Source organism: uncultured Psychroserpens sp. (assembly GCF_947503375.1).
Lineage (GTDB): Bacteria > Bacteroidota > Bacteroidia > Flavobacteriales > Flavobacteriaceae > Psychroserpens.
Window position 1 is genome coordinate 25,697 of sequence record NZ_CANNDQ010000006.1, and the last position, 22,496, is coordinate 48,192.

Here is a 22,496-nt window from a genome sequence, read left to right on the forward strand (position 1 = left end):
CCTCCTATACAACTAAATTGATAGCTTCATTTATTCGGTAAGCTTAAAGGAATATTTTATCTATTAATCTTTAAAAAACTAAATACAAATGAGACTTAAAAAAAACATTGTCATCTATTTATTCTTTTTGGTGGTTACTATTATTAATGCGCAAGATTCAAAATTTATAAACTTAGAGAATGAAACCATTCATTATAAAGTTTTTGAAAATACAGATAAGTTGAAGCAAACCATTTTAATCATCAATGGTGGTCCTGGCCTAGATAGTGATGGTTTAGAAGCTGTAGCAAAAAAAATCCAGACTACTAATACCGTTATACTTTATGACCAAAGAGGAACTGGCAAATCAAAACTCAATGAACTAAGTAAAGAAACAGTTAACATGGATTCGATGTTACGAGATATTGAGTCTATAAGACAAGATTTAGGTTTAGACGAGTGGATTATCTTTGGACATTCATTTGGAGGAATGTTAGCATCATATTATGCATCTGAGTATCCTGATAATGTAAAAGCACTTGTATTGTCATCTTCTGCTGGCCTTAGTATAAAGTCTTTATTTTCAGTCAACCCAAGTACAAGATTAAACAAAGTACAACAAGATTCACTACTGTATTGGACTACGAAAATAAGCTCTGGTGACACTACATATCAAGCTAAATACCAGCGCGGAAAGTATTTGGCAAATGCTTATTTACAGAACAAAAAAAATATTAATTATATAGCTACTCGATTGGCAAAAGTTAATATTATCATTAATCAATTGTTGATACAAGATATGATTTTACAAAACTTTGACTGTAGTGAAAAATTAAAACAGTTTAAAAAGCCTGTTCTTATTATTCATGGTAAGGACGACATCATTTCGACAGACGTGCCTAAAACAATCCATGAGGTTTTAACAAACTCAGAGTTGAATTTGATAGATAACTGTGCTCATTATGGATGGTTAGACCAACCTGAAGCATATTACAAAAGTGTTTTAGATTTTTTTAAGGCCATTAATAATCAACCCTAATTATAGTTGATAATGGTCTTTAGGACTTTATATATAAGCTTTTAACATAAAGGAAGTAAAGGTTTGTGATATAGAATTCTAATAGCCAATAATGGCACTATTACACCATTTAAAATATGAAGATTCGCATTTATGCGTAATAATAGTTTTTATAAGCTGATCTTGAAATATTAAAAATTTTTAAAGCATTATCAATATGGATTAAGTATTAATGAATTTTCTTAACTAGTAAAATTCAATACATTTCGTATAAATAGATAGAGATAGTAAAGTAATCTTTAATGCTCATATAATAGTTTAGGTTTTAGTATGACTCTACTTATCAAAATTATTCTTAGAGGTTTATTTTAAAAATATAAATTAATTTAATTTAATTAGTAATTTGTTAGTTCTACTTTTAAATTTATATTTTATCAAATTGAAATTATATATTTGATTTTCATTTAATTAATTATAAAGTTTTTGTCTCAAATTTGTACTTCTCAATGGTTAGATTTTTATGAATAATAACTAATTATTTTCTGTATCGGGAAATAGTTTGTTATAACCTGCAGTATTTGCTTCCTTTTTCTTAAAATACCTTATAAATATGAGAAGAGTAATTTAAATAAATTGGGTATATATTTATTCATTTGTTTGCCAACTTCTTGAGCTTACTTCATTCATTCATTCATTCATTCTGTTTTTCTTAATTGTTTAGCAAGTTATTTTTTGGAAATACTACTTGTATTAAACTTTTCTGCCATATTGTTCCTAAAAATTAGGTGAAGAATTCTTAGTCCAAGCAAATTACTACTGGCAGAGATTATTATTACGGCTATGGTTATTTATGGTGGATTGATGAAAAAAACAAAAGGTATTTTGCAAGAGAAAATAGTGGAGAGTATATAGCACTTATTCCAAAGAAAATGTGATTGTTGTATTGAGAGCTGACTCAGGCTCACTTTTAAAGAAGTATATAGGCAGCAGAGCAAAGCCTAAAGAAAGTTTTCCAATAATTAATTGCAAATACATGCAAATAATGAAAAACATATCTAAATTTATCAGATGGAAATTTAAACAAAAGCTCTTTTGATTATTTCTTATTACTGTTTTTACTTTTGCTAAATCTCAAAATTCTAATGATTTTATCTCCTCAGAAAGCTTTGAGAAATCTAACGAGTTAATCAAAAATGAATCTATTTAAACCGTGCTTTATTCATTTTTAGTTGGAATATTTGACTGAAACTATTGGTTATTACCATTTTCAGAACCCGAATTTTCATGCTCTAATAGCATTTTTTTATGTTCTGACTTCATTTCCTCATGTTCTTTGACCATTATTTCGTGCTCACTCTCCATCATTTTGTGATCGGATTTAAGTTTTTTGTGTTCAACTTTAATTTCTTCAATCGATTTATCACCATCGAGATGACTTTGTTCTACCTTTTCATGTTCGTTCATCAAAGCTTCATGCTTTTTTATTAATGATGCATGTTTTTCAATGATCCTGGAATGCTCTTCTCCATAATTCCTATGATTTTCCTCGTTTGAAACACTGTCCATGACCTGATGTTTACTCTGCCACATTTCATGTTCTTTTTCAAATTTAGCATGGATTTCCTCCATCTTTTTGTGAATGGAATCCATTTCGGTATGCATCTTAACTAACTGTTCATGATACTCTTTATCTACATTTTTACAGCTATGGATACTTGTGATTATTGTTATGCTTAAAACAAATACAAGAATGTTATACATTTTAGAAATTTTCATTTTGATGTTTTTAAAGTTGACTTGTGATATCTTAATCAAGATAATAAATATACTGAAAGATAAGAAATAATACTGTTCTAGTTTATTTTGCCAACCTTTGCTTTTTGAAAAATAATTGTTTTGAATTTTTATCGCGCACTCGTATGATTTATAATCATTGAAAAGTTACTTCCTTTATCGGCAATAACTAATAAAAGTTAGTTTTTAAGTAATTCATATTCTGATCATTGACTCATATTATAGATTTTAACCAGAAGAATTTAGCAATAATTTCACCTTTTTTCTTACTTAAAACATAGACTTTTAAATAAGGCTAAACCGTAGTTGTTTTTTAATAGACTAAAAGTATTATAGTCTAACTACCAATAATATACTATATTCTATGAATAATCCATTCAGAAAACTAATTAAATGTAGGCAGTATTTAAAGAGTCTTGTTTTACTTGGCTTTATTGTAATGATTTCGTGTGATAATTCAAGTAATAAGATTAATAAAATTAATGAATTGATCGATAATTATTCGAATGCTAAGATTTTGAATGGTGAATTATATATAAAATTAAGTGATACGGCATTTTTTAAAAAAGTTGGTTATTACGATTATGATTCTAATATTTTACATCGTCAAGTAAGTACTAATTCTAAGTTCAATATTGCATCTCTAACCAAACTATTTACAGCTACTTGTATTCTCAAACTTTATCAAGATGGTAAAGTTGAATTAGATGAAAAATTATCATCCTGTATTCATGATTTAAGAGGGAAATGGTCTGATAGTGTTTCAATAAGACAGTTGTTAAATCACACATCTGGACTTCCTAGAGAGTTTCCTAGAGATATGAAAAAGATAAATTTTGATGCTGACGGAATGGCTTATAATTCATTATTGACTAAATCTGATAGCATACAAACTAGATTCAAACCAGGATCTCGTATTTCTTACAGTAATATAGCATATTGGTATTTAGGCATGTTGATTGAGAAACAAATGAAAATGCCTTATATTGATGCAGTAAGGCTAATACTCAACAGAAATGGTGATTCATTCAATGAACTTACTATTTCTAATGATCAATCTATTAAGAATCATTTTATTTCTGGTAATAATATTGAAACCAGAAATTCTGCTCTTGATACAAAGAGTAGATATGCTTCTGGAGGTATTTCTACAGATATTAATACAATAAAAGAGCTTATTGAAACCATTTACGACGATTCTTTTATAGCTTCAGAAACAAGAAGTTTGTTCTTTTCCGATTTTGGATTTAAGAAACAACAATCAAATAAAATGTTTGCAGGATATTTACCTGGCTATAGAAATATGATCTGGATGAATGATAAACAAGAATTCATAATTACTTTGAACAATTCTGACGGTCCAACCCCTATTCTTCAAAACACTCAAATTGCAATTAATAATTTATCATCTGTAGTTATGGGTAATAAAAAAGAAATTAGTGACTTTGAAGCTTTAGATGATTACTCACAAATTTCACTTAATCCTGGCAATTTCAAATACAAAGATTTAATAGTGTGGGACAATAATGAAAGTTTACAATCTGTGTCTTTTGGTAGTGCTGTTGAAAAAAGAGTATTTGAGATCGTAAGAGATGAAAATGGATTCATTTCTCAAGAACTAGGTAACGTAAGTATATATGGTTACAAAGTATTTAATGATAGTGTTTTAGTTGTTTTACGCGGAAATGGTTCAACTGAATGCAGAATAGTTTTTAATTCTAACCCTGAAATTCCACATGAATTAGAAAAAAATGAAACTGTCCGAATAACGAATATAGGTAGAAAATAAGGCGCATATACAAAAGCATTATTAGTAGTTTTGTATTGGAGAGTAATAATCAGTCTACAGTCCTAGTGACTGAACAATAACTTCGGCAGCAATTCGACTCCCTTGAAGCGAAGGGTGAAATTGATCTGAGCCATAATATGAAAAATCATTCGTTTGATCAAAATGTTCTTTCCAGCGCCTACCTACAGGACATAAAATTGCATTATTGGCTTCTGCAGCAGCTGTATAATTGGCTATAACATTATCAAATGTGAAGTAATTAACAATTGCTGGCCAAACCATATAATACGCTAATCTCGCATCATTGGCTTCGCATATTGCAGCATAATCAGCACCACTATTCAAGAGCATATCATAGCCGCTTTGTTGAGATGATGGACCTTGTTGAATAATTACAAAATCGTATATGCCTGAGCTGATAAGTGTTTGCACCTCACCATCTGCCCAATGGTCTACAATGGCATAATTACTACTAGCAAGCATTTTAGTATTAACAATAACACCTCTTGAAGCAGCTTCAGTCTTAACTAACAATGGTAGATTATTATAGTAAGTAAGACTGTTGCCAACAAAAAGAATGTTGTAATCTGCATTTGGATCAAATGTGTCTTCGGGTTGTTCAGCGTTTGTTGGTACGGTGTAATCAACAGAATCGCTAGAGGTACACGAAATAAGTAATAAAACACATATTGAAAAGAATAAGTTTGGTGCCTTCATCATATTTATTTTTTAACGCATCAATGATCCAACATCTATAATTTCAATACATATAATTTCATTTCTGCATAAATCAAAGTTAACGTATTATCATCCAATAAGCAAATTGGTATATTTGTTCTTAATCTTTAGAACTATTTAAATAGTTTTTTATTTTTCCAACTCTAGATTTATGAGATCTGCACTTTTTTATTTCTTTTTTCTTTTCACATTAGTAGCTAATACTCAAGATGTAAAGACATACACGTATGCGGTAAAAGCAAAAGATTCTTTAAAGTTGGATGTATACACTCCTAAGTCTATTACTAAAGATCAAAGACTTCCAGTAATTATATGGATGCATGGTGGAGGTTTTGCTGGCGGGAATAGATTTGGTACTGAAGAAATGAAGTTTATGAATTACATCACTTCTAAAGATTACATTGGAGTTTCAATATCTTATAGATTGTTAAGAAAAGGCGCCAAAACTGGTTTTGGGTGTAATTGCCCTAAAGAAGATAAGCTATTTACATTTGCTAGTGCCATTGAAGATTTTCTAGATGCTTCAAAGTATCTCATAGCGCATAATGATAAGCTCAATATTGATACAACGAAACTTATAGCTGCAGGAAGTAGTGCAGGAGCAGAGACTATATTAAATGCAGTATTCATGAATGATTATTTTATAGAAGACACATCGCATTACAATGAGGTTTCGTTTGCTGGTGTTGTATCATTTGCTGGAGCTCTACTTGATGTGAGTTATATCACTGAAGCGAATGCCATTCCAACAGTCTTATTTCATGGAGTAGAAGATGCTATTGTACCCTACAGTACCGCAGCACACCATTTATGTCATCATGATGATCCAGGATATTTGATTCTTGATGGTTCAAAAGCAATAGCAGATCAATTAGATCAGCTTGAAAAGGCTTACTATCTGCACAAAGTGAAAAGTGGTAAGCACGAAGTTGCTGCAATTGCTTTTGAAGAGATGGAAGCTGTTTTTGAGTTTTTAAATAAAACGATTTTAAATTCTGAGTTAATACAAACTAAGAAAACAGTGGATTAAAGTAAGCAATAATGTTTCCCATATATTGTATTGTTTTTTGAATGGTTTATATTAGTATTCATATTCAACGACTATAGTATATGATTGGAATCATTTCATTTGTTGGTTTTACACTTTTAGTGGCAGTAATTTCCTATTTGGCTACACGATCAACAAACGAGTCTTCATCTGATGGGTATTTTCTTGGTGGTAGAAGTCTAACGGCTGGAGTGATTGCAGGATCATTATTGCTTACTAATTTATCTACTGAACAAATTGTTGGGCTCAACGGCTCAGCTTTTACAGAAGGTATTTTAGTTATGGCTTGGGAAACTTTAGCAGCTATCGCCATGGTAGTTACTGCCGTTTTTTTATTGCCAAGATATTTAAAAAGCGGACTAACAACTGTGCCTCAATTTTTACAAGAGCGCTTTGATGTAACTACCAAAACAATGACTTCAGTTTTATTTTTAACAGGATATGTTGTTGTGTTACTGCCAACTATACTATACTCTGGCTCTTTAGCTATTAGTGGTATGTTTGATATTCCAAATATGCTTGGTGTATCTCATAAAGCGGCTTTATGGATTTGTATTTGGGGCATTGGAATTATAGGCTCTATTTATGCTGTTTTTGGAGGTTTAAAAGCAGTAGCAGTTTCAGATTCTATTAACGCTATCGGTTTACTTATAGGCGGTTTGTTAATACCTGTATTTGGCTTATTAATTGTCGGAGATGGTAATGTATTTGATGGAGTTGCTATTTTACAAAGACAAATTCCCGAAAAGTTTGATGCCATTGGTAATAAATCTGCCTCTGTACCCTTTTCAACCATTTTTACAGGCATGATGCTTGTACAATTATTTTATTGGGGAACGAATCAGCAAATTATTCAGCGAGCTCTAGGTGCAAAAAATCTAAAAGAAGGACAAAAAGGACTTCTATTAGCTTCTTTTATTAAAATTTTAGGGCCATTAATTGTCGTGTTACCAGGGGTTATTGCATTTTACATTTGTGATAATGGTTTGTTGCCTTTAGATATTGGTAAACAAGATGAAGCCTATGGAGAATTAGTACGTAATATTTTGCCTAAAGAGCTTATTGGTTTCTTTGTCGCCGTTTTATTCGGAGCAATTCTAAGCTCGTTCAATAGTGTGTTGAATAGTTCGGTTACTTTATTTGGGGTAGATATATATAAACAACATATAAATAAAAGTGCAAATGAAGTTACTGTTGTAAAGTATGGTAAAATATTTGGCGTAATATTAGCCTTTGCTGCCATGTGTATCGCGCCTTTGTTTCAAAATTTGGAGAGTATTTTTGATTATTTACAACAAGTAAATGGTATTTATAGTATTCCTATACTAACTATTATTTTTGTTGGTTTCACTACAAAGAGAGTGCCTGCTTTAGCTGCTAAAATTGGGCTGTTATCTGGGTCAATATTATATATTATTAGTGAATTTATCTTAAGACCTAAATTTGAGAAAGGTGCTCTTGAAATCGCTAAATTGAATGAGATTACTGATAAAGCAAGTTTGGATGTAATTGCAGCTGGAGCTTATCCACATTTTTTACATATCATGGCATTATTATTTATTTTTAATGTTCTAATAATGTTAATTATTGGTTATGCAAGGCCTCTTAAAGTATCATACAATCAAAAATTTACGAAATTAGTCGATATTACACCATGGCGATATACTAAACAGGTTGGGATATTAATTTGTATTATTGTAATAAGTATTTATATCTATTTTTCATAAACAATGATGTTAAGGAATCTAATTTTTCATATTCTCATCTTCACGTTTTCTCTGGCAACTCTTGCTCAAGAATTCCCTCCAATTGAATATTTCTCAAACTCAGCATATGATGCTGAAAATCAAAATTGGTCTATAGCTCAAGATTCTGATAAGCTCATATACGTAGCGAACAATAATGGATTACTCGAGTTTAATGGTGCGAGATGGAAATTGTATCCTTCACCTAATAAAACAATCATTAGATCGGTAAATGTTATTGATGACGTTGTATATACAGGTTGTTACATGGAATTTGGGTATTGGATGCATGACCAATACGGTCAATTGGTATATACATCTTTGTCTGATAAAATTAAAGATCAACTTATTGAAGATGAGCAATTCTGGAATATCATTGCTATTGATGATTGGATTCTTTTTCAGTCACTAAATAGAATATACAGCTATAATAAATTTGATCATTCATTTAAGATTATTGATTCTGAAACTAGATTAACTAAGATGGTTAAAGCAGATGGTACAATCTACTTTCAGAAATTTAATGACGGTATATATAAAATTGTGAATGGTAAAGGGCAATTAGTTACTAATGATCCAATAATTCAGAATCATATTTTAGTAAATATTTTCAACAATAATGGTCAGCTTTTAATTCAAACTCAAAACGATGGGTTTTACGTGCTTAATGATAATGCATTGGAAGAATGGGATACACCCTCAAAGACATTATTGTCTCAAATTAGTGTTTATAATAGTATAAAACTAAATAATGGAAGCTTTGCTTTAGGAACAATTTCTAACGGGATTGTTTTTATAACAGCTCAAGGTGAAATTGACTATTCGATTAATCATTCTCAAGGTATTAGTAATAATACAGTATTATCTGTTTTTGAAGATAGTGACTATAATATTTGGTTAGGCTTAGATAATGGGATCAATTGCATCAATATGAATTCTCCTTTTAAACTCTTTGTAGATGTAAATGGCAACTTAGGAACCATATATACATCAGCTAAGCATAACAATTATTTGTACTTAGGAACCAATCAAGGTCTTTTTTATAAAAAAATTGATTCAGCTGATGATTTTCAGTTTATTGAAGGTACTAAAGGTCAAGTTTGGTGTTTAGTTGAGCATGACAATACTTTATTTTGCGGCCATAACGATGGAACATTTGTCGTTAAAAATAATGAAGCATCACTAATTGCTTCAGCTCAAGGAACATGGAACATAAAACCTATTAAAGATGTGTTATTGCAAGGAAACTATAACGGCTTGAATGTTTTAGAGAAGCAAAATGGATCATGGTCACTTAAACACAAGATGAGAGGTTTTGATATTTCATCAAAATATTTCGATTTCTTAAATGACTCAACACTTTTTGTAAATCATGAATACAAAGGAGTATATAAGTTATTACTTAATGACGATTTAACAGAAGTTATAAAATATAATAATGACTCTACGATACAAAAAGGACTAAACTCATCACTCATAAAGTATGAAAGTGATATTTTTTATGCTTATAAGGACGGTGTCTTCAAATACGATATAGAACAGAGTACATTTAAAAAAGATTCTGTATTAAGCCAACTTTATGATGACACATCTTACATAACTGGAAAGCTTATAGTAGATGAGACTAACAGAAGACTTTGGGGGTTTTCTAATAAAAACATCAACTATGTATCTCAAGGTCAAATAAATAATATTAAAAAAATCAATACTATATCATTACCGCACAAGGTAAGCAAGATGATGATAGGGTATGAAAACATACTTCATATATCTGGCGAAAAGTATTTACTTGGTACATCTACTGGTTATGTCATAATGGATTTAGATAAAATAGAAAATAAAGAATACGCTATTTCTATAAACTCTATAAAGAATTATGGTATTAAATCTGAAAAACGGTTGATTGACAAATCAAATAATGAAGATTTTGAAGATGGCTTTAATAATATGGAGTTTACGTACAGTATACCTGTTTATGATAAATTTCTTGAAGCTGAATATCAATATCAACTTAAAGGTTTGTATGATGAATGGAGTGAATGGACTAACGAAACAAATATACTTTTTAAAAATCTGCCTCATGGCAACTATACCTTTAATTTAAGAGCAAGAGCTGGTAACATAATGACGAATAATACTGTTAGTTATTCATTTACGATTAAGAAACCATGGTACATAACTAACTTGATGATAGTGCTTTACACATTTGCTATTCTTCTATTCTCATTATTTATGCACAATGTATATAGAACTTATTATAGAAAACAAAAAGCAAAATTAGTTGAAAAAAATGCTCAAGATTTAGAACTTAAAGAGTTAGAGAACGAACAGCAAGTTATGCAACTAAAGAATGAAAAGTTACAACAAGATATTGATAATAAAAATAGAGAATTAGCTATATCAACTATGAGTTTGATAAAAAAGAATGAATTCTTAAATAATATTAAAGAAGAGTTAAAACAAGTTGATCAAAATAAAGATTTAAAGCCAGTTATTAAGATTATTGATAAAAACTTAAACAATACTGATGATTGGAAATTTTTTCAAGAAGCATTTAACAATGCAGATAAAGATTTTTTAAAGAAGATAAAATCTAAGCACACAAATCTTACACCAAATGATCTAAAGCTTTGCGCATACCTTAGGTTAAATCTATCATCTAAGGAAATCGCACCACTGTTAAATATCTCACCTAGAAGTGTAGAAGTTAAGCGTTATAGGTTGCGTAAAAAAATGAATTTACCACATGAGTCTAGCTTAACAAACTATATTTTAGAAATTTAAAGACTATACAACCCATATATTTTCCTATACATTACCTATACATTTAACATTTTAGCATAATTACAACGTTGTAGTGTTAAAAAGATCTGCTATCATTATCACAGATAAATTATGGGTTAATTAAGTATTTCTCAAAAAAAAGCATGTTTTTTTACCATGTATGTTTTTTGTTGAGGTGATTTTTGTCATTTTAACAAGTCATAACATTAAATTTACTTTTATGAAATCAAAATTTTAAGTTAAATTATTATATGACTTCAAAAGCCAACTTAAAAAAATATACAATGAAGAAAAAAGTCTTAAAATTTGTTCTTTTATTAATTACAACATCTGTATTTGCGCAAGTAGATAAAGTTCAAGTTGTGACTGATGATAGCGGAACAAAACTTACAGTAAATGGAAAACCTTTCATGATTAATGGAATGAACTGGGATTATGTACCCATTGGCACTAATGTTGTTAATGCTGAATTTTACAAAAAATCAGATGACATTATTAAAGCAGGCTTAGACGCTGAAATGTCTCTTTTGCAAAACATGAATGTTAACGTAATTAGACAGTATACAGGTGTTCCTGCTAAATGGGTTAAGTACATTTATGAAAATTATGGTATTTACACCATGCTTAATGATTCATTTGGTCGCTATGGATTAACTATAGATGGCGTATGGACGCCTATAACAGATTATTCTGACCCTCGAACTAAAGAGTTGCTTCTTTCTGAAATCACTAAGATGGTTACTGATTATAAGAACACACCTGGGATACTACTTTACCTTATAGGTAATGAAAATAATTATGGATTGTTTTGGCAGGGTGCTGAAACAGAAGATTTCCCTGATGGAGAAGAAAAGATCAATGCCGTAGGTCAATTAAGAGGTAGACCTATGTATAAATTAATGAACGAGGCTACAAAAGCCATGAAAGCTATAGATTCTAATCACCCAGTTGCAATATGTAATGGTGATTTACTCTTTTTAGAGATCATAGCTGAAGAATGTCCAGATGTAGATATTTATGGAACTAACATGTATCGCGGACAATCATTTGGAGATGCATTCGAAAGAGTTAAAAACGAATATGGTAAGCCAATAATGTTTACCGAATTTGGATCTGATGCGTATAATGCCATTGAAAATCAAGAAGACCAAAAAATGCAAGCATTCTACATGGTTGAAAACTGGAAAGAGATTTATGAAAATGCTGCAGGTTTAGGTAAGGCAAATAATTCCATTGGAGGTTTTACGTTTCAATTTTCTGACGGCTGGTGGAAAGCAGGTTTTGATGATAGAAAAGACGCAGATACTCAACAAACAGAATCCACTTGGAATGCAGGAGGTTATAAATTAGATGAAGCATATCCTGGTGCAAATAACATGAATGAGGAATGGTTTGGTATTTGTGCTAAAGGTCCAACCAATCCTAGAGGTTTGTACACTCTATATCCTAGAGCATCTTACTATGCCCTAAAAGAAGCTCACAAGTTAGATGTTTACAATGAAGAAATTAATCTTGATTTCGTACAAAACTATTTTAAGAATATTAATTTAATGGATGCTGTGCTAAGAGCACGAGGTGATAAAGCAGCCTTGGGAGGAGGTAGTAGCGAAAAAATTAGGTTAAGTCAATTAAGAGCAGAATTTACAACTTTCAATACTGGTGGTAATTTAATTACAACTCCAGACACTGAAGACCCAAATGTTAATCAATTTCCTAACCAATTAGGTTTTGATCATATGGAATCTTATTTTGTGGGAGTAGAAGGTAGACCTGCGCCTCAAATGAAGGCTAATGTTACGTTCAACATTTTAGGAAATGTAGCAGAAAATCCAATCAACGAAATTTTTTATGAAAATGTAGGAAGACCTATTACTGTAGAAGGCGTTGAAGGCCCAAATAATGTAAATGTTGAAATTGCAGATTTTAATAGGCTTCGTGTGTATCAAGCCGAATACGAATGGAATGCTAAAGATTTTGATTTAAGAGGTTTTTACAGAACAGGGCATTATCATTGGGGTTATGAAGGCGATTTCTTCGGTCTATATCCTGAAGCGAATTACGGACCAAATTTAGATATCTATGGTGGTGAAATTTTTGGTTTTGAGGTAGACGGTAAAGGTGCCTTAAAAGGAGCAAAAGCAGCTTTTGGCCCACAACTATGGTGGGGCGCAAACCCAACAATGTTGTTTAAATATAGAAAAGAGCTAGGTCATTATACAGTTACTGGTATTTATCACAGAGATGTCAATACAGATTTAGAATTTGATGATACAGGAAGACGTGTGTTAGATGCTAATCAATTGCGAAGTGGTATTATTCCTGCTTGGCCAACTGAAAGAGCTACGCTTGTTGTTGAAAGAGATTTTGGAAAATTTGGATTAATGCTTGGTGGAATTTGGGGAGGAAGTCCGCTCAATGACAGTTCTTTCCAAGATATTGATAATGGACAAGTTGTTGTAGATAAGGTTGAAAGTAAAGATAATTGGGGTGGTAAGGCTAAAATTACCTATGAAGGTGGAAAGTTCAACTGGTATGCACAGGGTTCTATAATGGGGTTAGTTGCCAATGGAGGCGCTGATGCTACTCGTACGTTTACAGGTTGGAGATTATTAGATTCAGGAAGTGGGAATATGTCAAATTTCTTAACAGGATTCACTTATGGAGTTGGCGATTTTCAAATTGCTCCAAACTTTAGATGGCAAATGCCTCTTGTAGATGCTATGCCAAATGGAGGCGCTGCTCCTGGAAGATTAAGAAATGTAATTGATGATCCGTTTGCAGTTAGACAAGGTAATAGAAAATCGACTTCTGGAGAGCTTTTGATTACCTTTGATCCAACACCTGGAACATGGATGTATGAATGGGATAATGACAGAGCTGAAGATGCAAAATTTGCTATGAACTTAGGTTTCGTATACCATCGTATGTCTTCAGCAATGGATGCACATATTGGTTTCCAGGCTGATCGTTCATTCTTCGCGTTTCCAAATTCTGCTCCACAAGAAGACTTATGGGAAATTCATTCAAGAATGGTATCTAAACTTAATCCAGATTTAGGAATTATTGGTAACTTCTATTATGGAAATGGTCAAGCCAATGGCGATAGCGATAGGTTGATAAAGCGTTTCGGTGGTGACATTAGAATGTTATATGATAACATTAAGTTAGAAACACACATTAAAGTTAATGATTGGGGACCTTTTGATTATCACAGAGATTTCAACTTAACATTTCCAATGCAGTTAATGTTAGATGTATCAACAACATTAGGTAAACCAGATTGGTTCATTTTACCAAGTACAAGAATTGGTATTCGAGGAACGTGGAGGTCTCTAGATGAGTTTTCACCTAGATATTCCCCTACGAATACATTTACACCAAATACATTCCCTCCAGAACTAACGTTAAGTCCAGCTGGATTCAAGGACGGAAACGAATGGGAAATTAGAACCTATGTACATATTAATATTGGACGATAAAAATAGTGAAAGATGAAAAATATAAAATTGAAAAAACTAGGTAATGCATATATTCTAGGATTAATATTAATCTTAGCCTATGGATGTGAAAGAGATGTAACAGATGATGCTGTTCCAGCTACATTTAATTCAACAGCTGATATATTTATAGATAATCCTGTAGGATTAACAGATGAGTTTTTTGAATCGTTCGATCCAGCAGAGGGCTATAATACTGATGATACTTTTGAGGTAGTTAGTGATGAGGCTTATGAAGGAACATCATCTATAAGAATTGACGTTCCTTCTCCAGATAATCCTAATGGATTTCTAGCAGGTGGTATTTTTAGAGACCGCGGAGTTGGCCGTGATTTATCAGGCTATGACGCTTTAACATTTTGGGCTAAGGCTACAACAACAGCTACTTTAGCCAGTGTTGGTTTTGGTGCAGATTTTGAAGAAGATAAATTTACAGTAGTTAGAAATGATTTAGAGCTAACAACAAATTGGACTAAATATATAATACCTATCCCAGATCCTTCTAAGCTGGAGCAAGAAAGAGGTTTGTTCTCTTATATCGCTGCTCCTTTCGATGTTTTAGGAGATGGTCCTAATGGTAATGAAATAGGGTGGACATTTTGGTTAGATGAAATAAGATTTGAAAAGCTTGGAACTCTGGGCCAACCAAGACCTCGAATTTATAATGGGGAAGAATTGGTAGAAGAAGCGTTTACTGGTTCAACTTTCCAGGTTAATCCCTTGACCTATACTGCTAATTTACCGACAGGTATTAATACAACAGTTACTGCAGCACCTAGTTATTTTGTATTTGAAAGTTCAAGTCCTTCAGTGGCATCAGTTAATGATTTAGGTGAGATTACCGTTTTAGGGGATGGAACAACAACAGTAACGGCTACCTTAGCCAATGTTTTAGCTGAAGGTTCTATAACAATCACATCAGAAGGCGCATTTCCTACAGCGCCAACTCCAACACAACCAGCAACAAACGTACTCTCTGTCTTCAGTGATGCATATACTGCTGAAGTAATACCGAACTTTACACCAAATTTTGGAGGCTCTACAACAGTAACAACAGTAACATCAATTAACGGAGATGAAATAGCAAATTATACTAATAATAATTTTACAGGAATTTTATGGGATGATAGTCCAATTGATGCTTCTGCAATGCAATTCATGCACGTTGATGTTTTTGTTTCTGACGCAGCGACTTCAGTTGAATTTCAAATAAGAGACATAGGACCTAATGGAATGGTTGAAACGAATATTTTTACAGGTCAACCAGAAGGTGATGATGCTGATTACAGATTTACAGCATCTGGTCTTACTGCAGGAGCATGGACACAATTTGAAATTCCTTTAGCAGGAAACTTAGCGACACAAAGAGATAATTTAGGAGCAATTATATTGGTTAATGGTCCAGATTTTATTTTGGATAATATATACTTCTACACTAATTAAATTAATTATTAATTTCACTTTAATATGATGAACTTTAAATATAATAACTTAAGAATTAACAGTTTCAAGATTCTGTGTGTTTGTGCAATGCTTTGTCTAACAAACTGTGATACAGATGAAACTCAGGAAGTAGCTCAACTTACAAATTTGGTTTGGCAAGATGAGTTTAGTGTAGAAGGAGCACCAGATCCAACAAGATGGACTTATGATCTTGGTGATGGAACAGACCAAGGAATTCCAGGTTGGGGTAATAACGAGTTACAATATTATACAGATAGACCTGAGAATGTTACGATTGAAAATGGTGTAATGGTGCTAACAGCTAGAGAAGAATCATTCATGGGTTCTAATTACACATCAGCGAGAATAACTACTCAAGGTTTATTTGAACAACGATATGGTCGCTTTGAAGCACGTATACGCCTACCTGTTGGAAAGGGAATTTGGCCAGCATTTTGGTTATTAGGTAATGATTGTGACCAAAACGCTTGGCCACAATGTGGAGAAATTGATATCATGGAATATGTTGGTGATCGTCCTACGGTGGTTTTTGGTAGTGTTCACGGGCCAGGTTACAATGCTGGTGACTCTATCTCCAAAGAATATACGCTAGAGAACGATCGATTTGATGAAGGGTTTCATATATTCGGAATAGAATGGGGTCCTGATTATATTAACTATTATGTAGATGGAGACTTATATCAAACTATTACTCCTGAAATAACCGCAGAAGAAGCATTAACATTTAATGCTCCTGCAAATTCGGGAGAGTGGGTTTTTAATGGTCGTCCATTCTATATCATTATTAATATGGCAGTAGGAGGCAGCTTGCCAGGTGCACCAAATGCAGAAACGGAGTTTCCGCAAAGTATGTATGTAGATTATGTTAGAGTTTATAATTAATTTAATAAGAGAAAAATGAGATTTTTAAACCATAAAATAAGTATTTTATTTACGGCAATACTCGCTGTTACACTATTCAGTTGTAAACAAGATGATGATGTATCTGTAGTTATTAATCTAGAAGCTAGGTTCATTGCTAATGTAGATTCCAGAACCATTTCGTTCAATAATATTTCTAATGATGCTGAGCGTTATTTTTGGGATTTTGATAATGGAAATACATCTACACTAATTAATCCAGTACAAAGGTTTGAAACCAATGGTACTTTTGTAGTGACTTTAACTGCTTTTGATATAAACGGTAATTCTGACACATTTGAAGAAACATTTGTAATTGATATTCCTATTTGTACAGATGAAACAGCGGAAAATATAAATCCTGCAAATGGTGATTTAAATTGGACATTTCTCACTACAGATGGAACCTTTGATGCCTTTGGAAACACTGCGGGTTTTGTAGTAGATAACCCAGTTATAGATAACGTAAACCCTAGTTGTTTTGTACAACGTTTTGAAAAAACAACTGGTTGTCAAACATTTGCTGGCTTAGGTATTGCATTGGATGCTCCTTTAGATTTTTCTACGATCACTAATAAAACTTTTACAATGAAAGTTTTGGCAGAAACACAACTTACAGAAGTAACATTAAGATTAGAGTTTATGCCATTCCCTAACACAGAACCATCGCAAGATAGAGTTGCCACTATCACTCAATTAGGTCAATGGCAAGAGCTTACTTTTGATTTTACGGATGTTCCTTCTGGAACATTTGAAAGTATGATAATTTATTTCGAAAGGAATGCCACTTGTGATGGAGATATTTACTACTTTGATGATATAATTCAACAATAATTAATACAAATAACGGCTTTAGCATTTTATGCTAAAGCCGTATTAGATCAACTAAATCATAGATAATTTTTTTAAGATCACAGTTAGTACTGATTGATTTTTTAAACTATAAAAATTTAAGCAATTAGCTAATGCCCAATACACAAACTTTACAAGATAAAGCAGTAAGACTTAAGTCGGTAACTATTGATAATGAGTCCTATCTAAAAATTTCCAATCATGACAAAATGCGTCCATTTTTCATGAGTATAGTAAGTGATTCTAATCATTGGATGTTTATATCAAGCAATGGCGGTTTAAGTGCAGGAAGAAAAGATAGCGAGAATGCATTCTTCCCATATTACACAGATGATAAAATAACTGAATCTGCTGAAATTACTGGAAGCAAGTCTATCTTTTTAGTGAAGACCGATACTGCCGATACTAAGCTTTGGGAGCCTTTTTCTATACGACAAGAAGGTGTTTATCAAACCAGTAGAAACCTATACAAGAATATATATGGTAATAAAATTATCTTTGAAGAGATCAACCACGATCTAGATTTAACGTTTCGATATCAATGGAACTCAAGTAGTAATTTTGGATTCGTAAAAAAATCTAAGCTAATTAATAATTCTTCCTCTGAGGTTGAAATTTCTATGCTTGACGGCTTTCAAAATATTTTACCATACGGAGTACCTTCAGATACTCAAACCAGAGTAAGTAATTTAGTTGACGCATACAAGAAAAGTGAATTAGAAAAAGAGGTCGGCTTAGGGATATTTGCTTTGAGTGCAATCATTGTGGATAAAGCTGAACCAAGTGAAGCTCTTAAGTCTAATATAGCATGGTCTGTAGGTTTTGAGAATCCAAAATACTTATTATCATCATTGCAACTTAAAAACTTCAGATCTAAAGAACCTATACAAAATGAAGTAGATGTTAGAGCAGAAAAAGGAGCCTATTTTATCAATGCCAATATAACATTAGTGGCAAATTCTGAAAAAGAATGGATGCTCATTGGAAATGTTAATCAAGACCATGCCTCTATAGCTCAAATTATAAACCTCATTAAGACTGATTCGCAGTTAGTTGAGACTATTCAAGCAGATATTAATATTGGAACAAAACGATTGATTCAACTTAATGCATCTTCAGATGGAATTCAATTAACAGCTGACAAACAAAGAGATACACGACACTTTGCTAATACCCTTTTCAATATTATGCGTGGTGGAATTTTTGACGATAATTATAATATTGAAAAATGGGATTTCAGTAATTACCTTTCTACAGCTAATAGAAAAGTATTCTCTAAAGCTGCAGGAGTATTAAATTCTTTGCCAGATGTATTTACACTTTCGAAACTTAAAACCATTGGCTATCAGAGTGACGATAAAAATTTTCGTCGTTTGTGCTTAGAGTATATGCCATTGAAGTTTAGTCGTCGTCATGGAGACCCAAGTAGACCTTGGAATAAATTTTCAATAAACACACGCAGCGAAATAGATGGCTCTAAAATACTAGATTATGAGGGAAATTGGCGTGATATTTTTCAAAATTGGGAAGCCTTAGCACATGCATATCCTGAATTTATTGAAAGTATGATCCATAAATTTTTAAATGCGACTACTTTTGACGGCTACAACCCTTACAGAGTAACAAAAGACGGTTTTGATTGGGAGGTCATTGAGCCAGACGACCCTTGGTCATACATTGGATATTGGGGAGACCATCAAATTATCTATCTATTAAAATTTTTAGAATTTATAGAAGATCATGATCCAGGCAAATTATCAAGCTATTTCAGTAAAGATTTATTCGTTTATGCTAATGTTCCTTACAAGATAAAACCTTATAAAGAGATCCTTGAAAACCCAAAAGACACTATTGAATTTGATGAAGTGTTGGATGAGAAAATTCATGTAAAGCGAACTGAATTAGGTGCAGATGGTGCACTACTTAGAGATCAAAATTTCTTTATATGTAAGGTCAATTTTGTCGAAAAGATATTGGCAACTGTTCTAGCTAAAATGTCAAATTTTATTCCTGAAGCAGGTATTTGGTTAAATACCCAGCGTCCTGAGTGGAATGATGCTAATAACGCATTAGTTGGCAATGGTGTCTCAATGGTAACCTTAAATTATCTTAGGCGTTTTCTAAATTTCTTTCATAAAATAGTCTCTTATGAAAATGAAAATGAAAATGAAAACGAAATCCTGATTTCTGAAGAATTATCAGTGTTTTTCAATAGTGTATTGAGTACTTTAGAAACTCATAAAGACTTACTATCAAATTCTATTTCAAATAAAGAAAGAAAAACAATTCTCGATGGTCTAGGTGAAGCAGGAAGCGTTTACAGAACTACGATATATGAAAAAGCATTTACGGGAAACAAGACTAGTATTTCTAAAGATAGCCTTAAACACTTCATTACAATTACTTTAAAGTATTTAGATCATACTATTGATGCCAATAAGCGAACAGATAATTTATACCATGCTTATAACCTAATGACTCTTGAAAACGACTATGAAATTTCTATTTCTTATTTAGATGAAATGTTAGAAGGTCAAGTAGCAGCTTTAAGTTCTGGTTATGTATCCTCCAAGGCAGCACTCAAGTTACTTGATGCATTAAAAGCGAGTGAATTGTTTAGAGAAGATCAATATAGTTATTTGTTATACCCAAACAAGCAGTTGCCAAGGTTCTTGCAAAAAAACAGAATTCCTAAAGCTGCAGTCGAAAACTCAAGTTTATTACAGAAATTAGTCAATGATGAACATAAGCAAATAATAGTTAAGGATATCAATGGAATTTATCATTTCAATGGTAATTTTAATAATGCTAGCAGTTTAAAACAAGCATTGAACGATTTGATAGGAACCAAATATGAACCATTAATAGAAAATGAAAGATCACAACTCTTAAAAACTTTCGAAGAAGTCTTTAACCATAAAGCATTTACTGGTCGTTCAGGAACATTCTATGGTTATGAAGGATTGGGTTCAATTTATTGGCATATGGTTTCTAAGTTACAATTAGCAGTACAGGAATGTTGTTTAAAAGCCATAAATGACAATGAAAGCGAAGAGATTATTGGGCGACTATTAGAGCATTATTACGAAATTAACGAAGGAATAGGAGCTCACAAGCCTCCAAAACTTTATGGTGCCTTTCCTACTGACCCTTATTCTCATACACCATCTGGAAAAGGAGCTCAGCAACCAGGAATGACTGGTCAAGTAAAAGAAGATATATTGTCTCGTATTGGAGAATTAGGTGTCTTTATAAAGAACGGACAGTTAACATTCAATCCATGCATGTTGAGAAAAGATGAATTTATACAAGAACCTAAAGTATATCATTACGTCGACCTCAAGCAAAATGCGAAAGAAATCCCATTGGATATCAATTCGTTAGCATTTACATATTGTCAAATACCAATTATATATAATATTAGTCAAGAAGAAGGAATCACTGTTTTTAAAGACAATAATCAAAACAGTACGTTTAACCAACTTCATTTGGATAAAGAAACAAGTAGTGCTGTTTTTCAAAGATTAGGCACAATCGAAAAAATTGTTGTTAATATTAATCCAGATCGGCTAAAATAAAAACAATTCGCTTATGAAATTGAAAGTTAAAATTATATTAGTAACTGTTTGTTCAATTTTCATAATGTCTTGTGGTGAAAAAAACTCTAAATCTAAAAAAGAAGAAATGCAGACACTAAAAACAGTGACAGCTAAAGATATATTAGGAAATCCGAACTATTTAGCAATATCCTATGGAGGTTATCGTAAAAAGTCTAGAGACAGTCAACCTACCTTAAAAGAATTGAAAGATGATATGAAAATATTGTCGGCAATGGGCATCAAAATACTAAGAACTTATAATGTACAATTGCCTCATGCTTCTAATATTTTGAAAGCAATCACAGAACTTAAACAAGAAGATTCTAGTTTTGAAATGTATGTAATGCTTGGCGCATGGATAGATTGTTTAAACGCATGGACAGACCAACCAATAAATCATGATATTGAAAGTCCCAATAATGCTGCAGAAATTGAAAGAGCTGTAGCCTTGGCTAATCAATACCCAGATATCATTAAGGTTTTAGCCGTTGGCAATGAAGCCATGGTAAAATGGGCTACAAGTTATTATGTGCAGCCAAATGTTATTTTAAAATGGGTAAACCATTTACAGGATTTAAAAAAATCTGGAAAATTACCTAAGAATTTATGGATCACTAGTTCAGATGATTTTGCTTCTTGGGGTGGTGGAGAACACCAATACCATGTTGAAGATCTTGAGAAATTGGTCAAAGCTGTAGATTACATCTCCATGCATACCTATCCTTACCATAATTCACATTATAATCCTGAATTTTGGGGTGTTCCAGAAAGCGAAGAAAATCTTTCTGATATAGAAAAAATTGATGCAGCTATGAAACGTGCAATTAATTTTTCAAAACACCAATATGATAGTGTTGCCAATTATATGAAAAGTTTAGGGGTAAAGAAACCTATACACATAGGCGAAACGGGTTGGGCAACAGTGTCTAAAGGGTTTTATGGTGCAAATGGCTCTAGAGCAACAGATGAATATAAACAAGGCTTGTACCATAAACTCATGAGAGAATGGACCAATTCGGCTCGGATATCTTGTTTTTACTTTGAAGCTTTCAATGAACAATGGAAAGATGCACACCACCCAAATGGTTCTGAAAACCACTTTGGATTATTTACAATTGATGGAAAAGCTAAATATCCAATATGGGACTTAGTAGATAAAGGGATTTTTAAAGGATTAACAAGAAATGGAAATCCAATAACGAAGACCTATAATGGAGATAAAAACGCATTGTTACAAGAAGTATTGGTGCCACCCACACTAAATGAAATTATGGCACATCGATAAGTAT

The 22,496-nt window shown here is 32.2% G+C and carries 13 protein-coding genes; 11 read left to right on the forward strand and 2 right to left on the reverse strand.

Annotated elements, in window-relative coordinates; translation table 11 throughout:
* Positions 1 to 88: 88 nt before the first annotated feature.
* A complete protein-coding gene (locus Q0876_RS11060; protein ID WP_299227775.1) occupies positions 89 to 1,018 on the forward strand; it encodes an alpha/beta fold hydrolase in 930 nt (309 codons plus the stop codon).
* Between the two features lie 1,227 nt (positions 1,019 to 2,245).
* Here Q0876_RS11060 and Q0876_RS11065 read toward each other — a convergent pair.
* Entirely contained in the window at positions 2,246 to 2,812 is a 567-nt protein-coding gene (locus tag Q0876_RS11065; protein ID WP_299227778.1) for a hypothetical protein, read from the reverse strand.
* Positions 2,813 to 3,155: 343 nt separating this feature from the next.
* Between Q0876_RS11065 and Q0876_RS11070 the strand changes: the two genes are divergently transcribed.
* Positions 3,156 to 4,580: a serine hydrolase gene (locus Q0876_RS11070; RefSeq protein ID WP_299227781.1), complete on the forward strand. Its 1,425-nt coding sequence runs from the start codon at positions 3,156 to 3,158 to the stop codon at positions 4,578 to 4,580.
* A gap of 54 nt (positions 4,581 to 4,634) precedes the next feature.
* Here the strand turns inward: Q0876_RS11070 and Q0876_RS11075 are convergent, their stop codons facing one another.
* The gene (locus Q0876_RS11075; RefSeq protein WP_299227783.1) at positions 4,635 to 5,300 is read right to left on the reverse strand and encodes an SGNH/GDSL hydrolase family protein; all 666 of its coding nucleotides are present in this window, start codon (positions 5,298 to 5,300) and stop codon (positions 4,635 to 4,637) included.
* Between the two features lie 169 nt (positions 5,301 to 5,469).
* On the opposite strand from Q0876_RS11075, the gene Q0876_RS11080 reads away from it, so the two are divergent.
* From Q0876_RS11080 to Q0876_RS11120, 9 genes are all read left to right on the forward strand, one after another.
* A complete protein-coding gene (locus Q0876_RS11080; protein ID WP_299227793.1) occupies positions 5,470 to 6,348 on the forward strand; it encodes an alpha/beta hydrolase in 879 nt (292 codons plus the stop codon).
* A gap of 80 nt (positions 6,349 to 6,428) precedes the next feature.
* Positions 6,429 to 8,093 (forward strand): solute:sodium symporter family transporter, encoded by a 1,665-nt coding sequence (locus Q0876_RS11085; RefSeq protein WP_299227796.1) that lies wholly within the window; start codon positions 6,429 to 6,431, stop codon positions 8,091 to 8,093.
* 3 nt (positions 8,094 to 8,096) lie between these two features.
* Entirely contained in the window at positions 8,097 to 10,895 is a 2,799-nt protein-coding gene (locus Q0876_RS11090; RefSeq protein ID WP_299227799.1) for a triple tyrosine motif-containing protein, read from the forward strand.
* Between the two features lie 284 nt (positions 10,896 to 11,179).
* Positions 11,180 to 14,374 carry a glycoside hydrolase family 2 TIM barrel-domain containing protein gene (locus Q0876_RS11095; RefSeq protein ID WP_299227802.1) on the forward strand — a complete coding sequence of 1,065 codons (3,195 nt, stop codon included), beginning with the start codon at positions 11,180 to 11,182 and terminating at the stop codon, positions 14,372 to 14,374.
* A 12-nt stretch (positions 14,375 to 14,386) separates the two neighbouring features.
* A complete protein-coding gene (locus tag Q0876_RS11100; protein ID WP_299227805.1) occupies positions 14,387 to 15,835 on the forward strand; it encodes a glycosyl hydrolase family 16 in 1,449 nt (482 codons plus the stop codon).
* A gap of 87 nt (positions 15,836 to 15,922) precedes the next feature.
* Positions 15,923 to 16,738: a glycoside hydrolase family 16 protein gene (locus Q0876_RS11105; RefSeq protein WP_299227807.1), complete on the forward strand. Its 816-nt coding sequence runs from the start codon at positions 15,923 to 15,925 to the stop codon at positions 16,736 to 16,738.
* A gap of 15 nt (positions 16,739 to 16,753) precedes the next feature.
* A complete protein-coding gene (locus Q0876_RS11110; protein ID WP_299227810.1) occupies positions 16,754 to 17,590 on the forward strand; it encodes a PKD domain-containing protein in 837 nt (278 codons plus the stop codon).
* Positions 17,591 to 17,721: 131 nt separating this feature from the next.
* Entirely contained in the window at positions 17,722 to 21,186 is a 3,465-nt protein-coding gene (locus Q0876_RS11115; RefSeq protein ID WP_299227813.1) for a hypothetical protein, read from the forward strand.
* Positions 21,187 to 21,199: 13 nt separating this feature from the next.
* Positions 21,200 to 22,492 carry a glycosyl hydrolase family 17 protein gene (locus Q0876_RS11120; RefSeq protein WP_299227816.1) on the forward strand — a complete coding sequence of 431 codons (1,293 nt, stop codon included), beginning with the start codon at positions 21,200 to 21,202 and terminating at the stop codon, positions 22,490 to 22,492.
* The last annotated feature ends 4 nt before the right edge of the window (positions 22,493 to 22,496 follow it).